Source organism: uncultured Campylobacter sp., assembly GCF_938045465.1.
GTDB lineage: Bacteria > Campylobacterota > Campylobacteria > Campylobacterales > Campylobacteraceae > Campylobacter_B.
The window spans coordinates 1-2646 of sequence record NZ_CALIBF010000022.1 but is presented as its reverse complement, the minus strand read 5'-3'; the positions used below and the strand labels follow the sequence as shown (position 1 = coordinate 2646).

At 45.2% G+C, this 2646-nt stretch carries 3 protein-coding genes and 1 pseudogene; 3 read left to right on the top strand and 1 reads right to left on the bottom strand.

Annotated features, from left to right (window positions below):
* From Q0413_RS01185 to Q0413_RS01175, 3 genes are all read left to right on the top strand, one after another.
* The coding region (locus tag Q0413_RS01185; protein WP_366939620.1) for an RluA family pseudouridine synthase at nt 1–1215 on the top strand (1215 nt) is incomplete at its 5' end.
* A gap of 310 nt (nt 1216–1525) precedes the next feature.
* Nucleotides 1526–1741 (top strand): hypothetical protein, encoded by a 216-nt coding sequence (locus Q0413_RS01180; protein ID WP_298986434.1) that lies wholly within the window; start codon nt 1526–1528, stop codon nt 1739–1741.
* Between the two features lie 23 nt (nt 1742–1764).
* Complete coding sequence (locus tag Q0413_RS01175; protein WP_298986431.1) at nt 1765–2040, top strand: hypothetical protein; 276 nt, start codon at nt 1765–1767, stop codon at nt 2038–2040.
* Between the two features lie 326 nt (nt 2041–2366).
* Here Q0413_RS01175 and Q0413_RS01170 read toward each other — a convergent pair.
* Nucleotides 2367–2646: pseudogene (locus tag Q0413_RS01170) on the bottom strand (hypothetical protein); the annotation flags it as partial.

Here is a 2646-nt window from a genome sequence, read left to right as displayed (position 1 = left end):
AAAAGCGCGCAGCGCATCTGCGACAAGCGCAGAATCGTCGACGCAAACGATCTGAATTTGCACAAAAACTCTGTTGCACAGGGCGAAATTTTTATGATCGATTACAAATGCGAGCCGCGCGGGCTGAAGCCGATTTTTGAGTGCGACGAGTTCGTGGCGTTTGATAAGCCGAGTGGCATCCTAAGCCACCCCAGCGGCAGAAACTCCCCTTATAATATGTACGACGAGATCTGGTCGCTATACGGGCAGGATGCGTGCGTGGCGCACAGGCTCGATCTCGAAACCAGCGGTGTTTTGATCGTCGCAAAAGATAAAAATGCGGCGCGGAAGCTGAAGGACCGCTTTGAACAGCGATCCGTGATGAAAAGATACATAGCGCTCGTGCGCGGAGATTTGCGGCGCGGATCGCGCGGGCGTTTGCAGGGCAAGGTACGCAATGGTGCGCGGGAGGATCGCGGCGCGCCCGGCTTGGATGGAATCCGCGGATCGAAATTTGCGTATGAGACCGCGAGTATGGGCGGCATATTAGAGTTGGAGCATGCGCGCGCTTCGGCTGATGGCGCGAGCGGCGGATTTGGATTTGAAACCTTGTCCGGCGGCGCAGGTGATAAATTTATATTGGTCACCACGACAGGCGATACAGGCGGTGTATATGAGGCTTGCGCTTTGACGACGGCTAAATCTGTGCCCGATACTTTAGGCGTAAATTTGGAAGAATTTGAGCCCGCGAGGTACGCTAAATTTAGCGAAAAGTTGAAATTTTTAGAGGGGTTTAAAGGCTTCGTGATCGATGCTCCGATCGCGCCTAGCGGTGAGTTTGCGGATATCAAAATCCGTATGAAGATCGCCGCGGACGGCAAGGAGGCGATTACGTTGATCCGTCCGCTGAAATACTTCTCGGATATTGACGCGAGCCTGATCGAGTGCTATCCGCTCACGGGCAGACAGCATCAAATTCGCCTACATTTGTTCCACGTAGAACATAGTATTTTGGGCGAGCCGCTCTATGGCCTTATGCGACCGCAAGTAGAGAAAATTTTGGATAAAAAGATGAGCGAGACAGGACGTATTTTGACGACGGGAGCGCCTAGACTGCTGCTACACGCGGATGAAATTTGCTTTAAATTTGACAGCACGGAGTACAAGATAAAATCTAAATTTGACGTGCGAAATGAATTTTATAAGCTGGCAAAAATCGACACAAATTTGGCGTAGCTTGATAAAATTTTGGCCGATCCGGTGGATTATTTTTATGACGAGAGTTTTATTTTTGCTCGCAAGCTTTTGCGAAATTTCACGGCGCAAGAATGGCAAATTTTAAAAGCAGATTTGTCTCGCCAAAACGCCTAATTTAAAGAAATGCTTGCTTATATTTTGGATGGCGAAGCGGGCGAGTTGGCCAATGAAATAGTTCAAATTTTAAAAAATTAGGATAGAAATGAAACTAGATATTGAAGGTTTGAAGCGTGAATTTAAAAGCGAGTTAAACACGCAAGATTGATTTAAAAACGTCGGCAAACAGCCGGTGGACGCGGATCAAATTTTCACTCCGTTTTGCGTTAAATTTGCAGATTTTAAACGGCTCTCAAAACTGCTAAAATCAAACGAATGGTGCGATATCGACCTTGATATCTTCGCTGAAATTTGCCATTTTAGCGATCAAATTTTGCGGCAATATTCGCTTATGGACGAGCTTGCTTGCGCCGTACGAGAAATTTTATCTCCTAAAAAGAACTTTTAGCACAAAAGATTCTCTCTCGCGGCTTGCCGATAGAAACCTACGATTACTCAGTACTTCCGATCGTTTTGCGAGCTTTTCAGGAGTTTGGCGTGCGTAAATTTTGCCCGAATTTTCGCATAGATTTCAATATGAATTTGCTAAAAATCTTAAATTTAGGCTACCTGCCTTGCGGCTGGAAAGCCAATGCGCAAAAGCTACGGCAGGACTATAATCCCATTGCATTCGTCGGTGATAGCGTCAAGCGGCAAAACAATGCGGCCAAATTTAGCTACGATGACGGCGAGCTGTATGTGTATTAAAATAAACCGATTTGATATGTTCTCTTATCAAATTTGTTCCAGGCCTTGTTTTACGAAAGTATCGCCGATAATGGACCAACATAAATTACGCTAGTTGGTAAAGCCCCATTTAATAGGCATTTTAAGCCAAAATTTCGTTAGTAAAATTTGACTTTGTTAGTTAGCAAGCACGTCAAATTTTAGTCGTTCAAAGATAGATTTTATAACCATGCTAATTTGTTATGGTTTTATTATCGCACCGCTCGGGTTTATTTACCTATCACTTTACCGCACGAAAAATAAAACTTTTGACGAATAGCCGATTTGACGGCTTGTGCTTAAAAATGCTAAAAACCAAACGCCGTCTCGCCGCCGCCGATTTTTACGACCTTGCCTTTGCGCGTCATCACGCCTAGGCCGTGCTCTATATCCCACGAGCAGCTAAACTCAAAGCCGATTTTCGCGCCGTCTATGATATAGATATTTTGCAGCTCCAATAGTTCGCTAAGCTCCTGCGGCGTGCAGATGTCGGGCATGAAATCACCTTTCGTCTCGTTCGGATAGTCGTAAATTTTCTGCCATTTTGGGTAGTTTTTTAAAATTTCAGCTAAGATGTCTGTTAAAAAT